General features: G+C 50.1%; 4 protein-coding genes. 3 read left to right on the top strand and 1 reads right to left on the bottom strand.

Annotation, left to right across the window (positions count from 1 at the left end):
* The first annotated feature begins 89 nt into the window (after positions 1-89).
* The 3 genes from VB741_RS08665 to VB741_RS08655 all read left to right on the top strand — a co-directional run bounded on the left by VB741_RS08665 (position 90) and on the right by VB741_RS08655 (position 3,646).
* Positions 90-245, top strand: coding sequence for a hypothetical protein (locus tag VB741_RS08665; protein ID WP_323364767.1), 156 nt, complete (start codon positions 90-92; stop codon positions 243-245).
* A 201-nt stretch (positions 246-446) separates the two neighbouring features.
* Entirely contained in the window at positions 447-1,445 is a 999-nt protein-coding gene (locus tag VB741_RS08660; protein ID WP_323364766.1) for an ABC transporter ATP-binding protein, read from the top strand.
* 68 nt (positions 1,446-1,513) lie between these two features.
* Entirely contained in the window at positions 1,514-3,646 is a 2,133-nt protein-coding gene (locus VB741_RS08655; protein ID WP_323364765.1) for a hypothetical protein, read from the top strand.
* A gap of 241 nt (positions 3,647-3,887) precedes the next feature.
* Here VB741_RS08655 and VB741_RS08650 read toward each other — a convergent pair whose 3' ends face one another.
* Positions 3,888-6,191, bottom strand: coding sequence for a VPS10 domain-containing protein (locus tag VB741_RS08650; protein WP_323364764.1), 2,304 nt, complete (start codon positions 6,189-6,191; stop codon positions 3,888-3,890).
* Positions 6,192-6,509: the final 318 nt, after the last annotated feature.

Here is a 6,509-nt window from a genome sequence, read left to right as displayed (position 1 = left end):
GGAGGCGAAGAATATACCTCAAGTGTTACGACACCGTTGTGCCTATTTGAATGGGCAATTTTCGACGGTATCCTCACTTTCTTAGCAAAATGAGTAATAATACTCATCGCAAAAGTGAGATGCACCCATTCCCCTTTGACATCGCCGCCCAGCACAAACTGGAATTTACCAGCAAATCCGCCCTGCAAAAAACATTACCCAAACTGCTGGATGCCAAGCTACAGCGATTTAATCTCGCTAGCTAGGATATTCCCCATACAGCTTTGTTAGCCATAGTTGGCTTTGGTGCATCTTTTAACTTTGATGCTGCCCTAAGCAAATCTGTATCTTTTTCCGAAACGGAGATGACCGCCTCTGTAGGCTATTGCTAGATTAAGTGTGTCAGTTGCATCAAGACCGTGTATCCAGATGAAAATCTTTATAAGTCATTTGTAGGTTTGATTCCTATGACACAGACATTGACTCCAGCTAATCCAGTCAGTGCTAACCCAGCAAGTATAGAGCTAGCCATCCGGACTCAACATTTAACCAAACGGTTTGATCGCCATACGGCCCTACGGGATGTGGACTTAGAGATCAAATCTGGGGCCGTATATGGTCTGATTGGACCAAACGGAGCCGGAAAAACCACCCTAATCCGGTTGCTGGCTATGGCAGAATCGCCGACCATCGGCGACGTTTTTTTCCATGGGGAAAAATTACACTACGATCGGCCCCAGTTTCATCTCAAGCAACAAATCGGCTACCTACCCGATGATTTTCCACTCTACGAAGATTTAAACGTCTGGGACTATTTAGATTATTTTGCTCGGCTTTACGGCCTCAAAGGTCAAGAACGCATCCGCAGCATTCACCAGGTTTTGGATCTGGTAAATCTGGGCCATAAGAGAAATAGCGTTATTACCAGCCTATCGCGCGGTATGAAACAGCGACTGGGACTAGCCCGTAGCATTATTCACACCCCTTCTATTCTATTGCTAGATGAGCCGGTTTCTGGCCTTGATCCTGTTGCTCGTCAAGAATTTCGTCAGGTGATGCGTAACCTGCACAGTCTGGGGATAACTATTATAATTTCGTCCCATGTACTCAGTGACTTAGCTGAGCTTTGCACCGACATCGGCATTTTAGAGTTTGGCTGTCTGGTGGAAAGTGCTCCCCTAGAAACCCTATACAAGCGATTAAGTCGACAACATATTGTGATTGGCACCCGTGGCAATCTCCAAGACTTGCAGACAGAGGTGCGGCAGTTTAACGCTGCCATTCTGGAGTTAGAGACCAAACCCCAAGCGGGCCAGGTCAAAATTCAGTTTTCTGGTAACCCGGATGAAGCTGCAGACCTGCTGCGGGCACTGGTGGAGGCCAAGATTCCGCTCTATGAATTTCATTGTGCACAAGAAAGCTTAGAAGAGATCTTCTTTAAGATCGGCCATATTCAATCCACCTAAGCAATCATCCCCATTTCCCTGGCACCCCGTCCTTTGCATCCATTCCAACCGCCTTTCCGGAGATCACTATGCTTGGTACCAACCTTTTGACCACCCTGCTTCACCCCCACGTAGATCGCTTGGGTGATATCAACCCCCAACTGCTGCGAGAACTCAAGGGTCGCCTGAAACGATTTCCGGTGATCACCGCCATCGCCCTATCTCTCCTCTGTCAGATAGTTGTCATGGTTGGCTTTTGGTCCGGGCTACCAGGACCTGTGATGTTAAACGATATGTCGCTATCCACATATCCTATGATTGAATGGCGAGGTGAGACGCAGCTCAGCCCCAAACCTATGGAAGATTTGATTTCCCTGGATATGGCTAACCGGGATAGGGTGCTCACATCAGGCATTGTTGTCGCCCATATTTATGAGACAGAGCCTGTCAGAGGAGATAAAAACCTAGGTCTCAATGCGCTCAACACCATTCAACAGGGCGATCGTTTAATTAAAATTGATGGCCAGTTGATCACACCCAGTGGCCACCAGCTGACAGGACCTGACTGGCAATATAACGTATCGGACCTGGCTGCAACGATCCACGATCGAATGGTCCAATACCCTCACGATTCACTGACAATACCCCGGGTGCAAAAACTCATTAACACAACCATTGGCCTAGAATTCTACAACACTGAGCGTGGGTACTACACAGTAACGTTGCCCCGCGTAGCGGTTTCTCTCCACTACAATTCCTATTGTGTAGTCGGCACAAGCTGGTCTAATGCAAGCTGCACCGTCACCGCAGACAAACAGTCGTATCAAATAGACTGGCCCAAATGGTACAGCCACATCTACACCTGTTTCAGCGTCCTGATTGTTTTTCCCCTCATGGGTGGGGGAGTGTTTATGCTGGCCAACAATCTAGCAGATGAACAACGTCGGGGAACGCTGAACTTTTTGCAACTCAGCCCCAAATCGGCCTTTACTATTTTGAGCGGTAAACTTTTGGGGGTACCGGTTTGTTTATATCTGGCCGTTGGTTTGCTGTTCCCCCTACACTGGGCCATTGGCTTCAAGGCGGGCTATACCATAACGCAGCTGCTAGGGTTCGATCTGACCTTGCTCAGCCAAACTCTGATCTTTTACTTAGCGGCACTATTGCTCAGCCTATCGGTCTCTAATCCGATGGTCTTGGGGTTACAGCCCTGGCTACTGGCGGCGGGTGTGATCGGATTTAACTGGGTTATGTTTTTCTATATCAACTCCGAAGAGTTTGCCCGCAACACGGATGTTAATGTGCTTTTGTGGGCCACTTTATTTTCACCCTTCTCAAGTCTTGTCTACTTTAATTTTGCTCAAGCGACTGTAACGCCAAACATCAATCTAGCTCTGGGAGATTTTCGGATTAATTCCCCAGAGTATGTGATTTTGGCTCTGGCTCATGCTGCTGGCTGGTATGCCCTGCTGGGCCATGGGTTGGAAAGACGCTTTAACAACTCTGATACCACATTACTCAAACGACGCTTTAGCTATCTGCTCACGTTGATCTTTGCAACCTTGATGGTGGGTCTGACCGGCACGCGGCTCCAAGAGGATAATGTGCCTGTACATCTCGCCTTGACTGTTTTACTCAGCCTGGTTTACTGTATCTTTCTGATGGTGGCGCTGTCTCCGGCTCGCCAAACCTTAAAAGACTGGTCCCGATTTCGCCATGCTAAGCCTCGCCATGAGCGACTCTCACTGTGGCAAGATTTGGTGATTGGGGATACTAGCTCTCCGGTAGTTGCGATCGCACTCAACCTGTTGCTCCTAAGCAGTCTCATAGGAGTGACGTTCTTGGGCTACTACGGCGACTTTCTCCCCACCAGGCTGAATGTGTTAACCTTTGTCTGCTGTATCTTAATGTTCATTGGGTCGATTCTGTTTTCTACCCTGGTCAGCCAAACCTTACTGATGCTTCCCCGCCAGAAAAACTGGATCTGGCTTGGGGCAGTGGGCAGCATCAGCTGTTTAGTCTTTCCAGGTCTGGCAATGGTGATGGAAATCTTTTGGCGCGCCCTAGCTTTTAGCCCTATCTATGTTTTAGGTATGCCGGCGCAACTAGTCCTAGCCTTAAGTCTGTTGGGCACCCTGACTACGGTCTTAGGGTTTGTTCACACCCAACAACTCATCCGTTCCGGACGGTCTGAATCGCAACAATTGCTGAGTCAGGCTTAGTCTTGCCACCGTGCCTAGTCGGCCCGATCCCAGGCACGGTGTTCTCTTGGTTTTTAGGGATACGAAGTCAGTATTCGGGGTACCAACTCAAAGCGGGACGTTTTCTCAAGGATAGTATTCAGGAGTCAGGAGCCAGGAATCAGGACCTCACTGGCTTCTGGCCCCTGATTCCCCACCTAGCCAGGATTTTCCGGCTTAACTTGATACCCAGTATTGGTCCTCAATTTCTAGCCCCAGACCATTAAACCAGCAGGACTGCGATCGCAACTCCAGTCACAACCGTCGCAGCCCCCATGCGGATGGGTTGTCGCAGCCACAGGGTCTGCAAAACCCGAGATGCCCCGCTCAACAGGGCATAGCAAATCAATCCAGCCCCACAGGCCAGAGCGATCTTTAATAGCTGGATCTGATACACGTGGAAGAAAAACAGGATCTGGCTAAGGAGAGAATATTGATGCTGGTTATAGGCGGCAAAGATCTCTGCATCAGGTAAGGATATTGTCTGCCAGGTTTCAGCCCCATCAGTCGATTTAAAGATTTCGCCCCTAACGGCACCAAACCCAAAGAGTGTTTGGTCCTGTGCATAGTTAGGCGAAAACACCAGGGGCATGGCCCCGTACTCAAAGTTGTCAACAATCGCCAGGGGCAAGGCAGCATCACCGACGGTGGCAAACGTCTGACCACCATCCGTACTCTTAAACAATCCCTTACCGCGCACACTGGTGATCAGTGTTTGGTCCTGAACATAGTTGGGGGACACCGCTACTGCTTCAATATAGGGGTGGTCACCATAGGCGCTAATCACACCATTCCACGTCTGCCCACCATCGTGGGTCTCTAGCAGGCCGTCGCTCGTCCCCAGCCACAGGGTTTGATCTTCACCATAATTGGGGGAAATCGCCAGCTTCAACTTGAGTCGGTCTTTGACCTGGGCTTCAGCGGTCATGGCCTGCCAGGACAGTCCCGCATCAGTGGTTTTGTATACCCCAGCCGCGCCAGTCATAAAAACGGTCTGATCCTGAGCATAGTTAGGAGAAACCACCATAAACGGAGACTCATTGCCAAGCTGACGAGGGATTTCACTGACCTTTGCAAAGGTCTTGCCACCGTTCCTAGAGCGATAAATGCGGCCTTCTTGGGTGCCGAGGAATAGGGTTTTGTCCTGGCTAAAGTTAGGGGAGGGGGCGATGGCCAGGGCCCGCTCCCATCCTTCAAACTGTTGTAGCTTCCAACCCATTGTTGGAGAGTATCGGAGGACGCCATTGTTCAAGATGGTGGCAAATAGGGTGCGGTCTTTACCATAGTTGGGCGAAAATGCTAGAGACTGAAATCGGCGCGGATCGTCATTGCGCTCGATGGGTTGCAACCGATCGGTAAAGTAAGGTAGCTCCAGGCCTTTAGCCATAGGGTTCCAGCTGTCACCACCATCTTCACTCAGGTAGGCTTCTCCCACATAGGTGACCGCCACCAGGGTGTTATCAGTACCATAATCGGGTGACAGGGCCAGGGCCATCACAATATCCCCCGGTAATGTGTCGAGCTGAGTCCAAGAGTCTCCCTGATCCGTGGTCTTAAATAGGCCATTAAACCCACTAGCCAGCACCGTACCATCCTGGGCAAAACTAGGAGACATGGCTAGGTCAGTAAAGTGAGGGTAGCCCATTTTGTCTGCCTGGGGTGTGGTGGTCAGGCCATTGGCTACCGGTTGCCAGGTGTCGCCGCCATTATCTGAGTAAAATACACCGTCCTGGTCGGTGGAGGCATAGAGGGTGACCTGGTTGTTGTGGACGGTGCTAACGATCTCCTGAATAGTGGTTTCAGATAGCCCTTGGTTAATCGCAGTCAGGGTTTTACCCCCGTCCAGAGTTCTTAGGATGCCATGGTTTGCTGTGCCAATCCAGAAGCTATTTGGGTCGGTGTCCTGGGGAAAGCTGATGCTGGTGATGGCACTGTCTAAGCTGCTCAGAGCTGACCAGGTTTGGCCCTGATCGGTGGAGCTGTAGAGCTGGCCCTGGTGGTCACCGATAACAATGTGCGTGGAGGTGGTTGCGATCGCACTGATGGGTACATCTGTTGACAAGGCTAAAGCCCATCCACCGCTATCCCTGCGGTACAGATTGCCATCGTGACCCGCCACAAATACCTGATCAGCGTGCGTAGGAGATACGGCCACCTTGCCCAGGATCCGTTCCGGCAGCCCTGGGCTCTGATGCCAGGCTTTGCCCCTATTGTCGGACTCATAAAGCCCGTCTCCTTCAGTACTGAGATATAGATGGTCAGGGGCTGTGGGCGCAATGGCAAAGGCCGTCAACGGGGTTTGATGATCTAACCCCTGGACCTGTCGTTGCCAGGTGGCCCCACCATCCATGGACTTGAGAAAATTACCCCGTACCAGCAGATACATGGTTTGATCCTGGCTGTAGTTAGGCGACAACTCTACTTGCTGCACCACATCGTGGGGGTCATGGGCCTGGGCCCCGAAGCTAAACACCCCTAATAACAATGCTGCTAGCAAACCGAGGAAAAACTGTTTTTTATAGTCCATAACATTGCTTTGGATCAAGAAACTGCCGGGTCCTCTCCATCCGCCAAACTTTGCTACCCCATTGGGATAACTACGCAAATATTGAATAGCTAAGTATCATTAACTACTTATATTTGAGCGTAGTATCACGGAGGAGATGTGACCAATACGGATAGAGGTATAAAAAAACGGGCAGCTTCAGTCTTCCCTGGAAGCTTTGATTGCAAACGTATTGAGAAGATTCAAGCAATAAGTCTCCTTGATTTATGGTCTCCAAAGAGTTTGGAATTGCAATTAAAGCAATGTATCAATTATTACTATTGTGACCTTGTCGCTGAT

Source organism: Leptothoe sp. PORK10 BA2, from assembly GCF_034932105.1.
GTDB lineage: Bacteria > Cyanobacteriota > Cyanobacteriia > Phormidesmidales > Phormidesmidaceae > Leptothoe.
The sequence above is the reverse complement of the archived record's forward strand: the minus strand, read 5'-3'. Positions and strand labels throughout refer to the sequence as shown.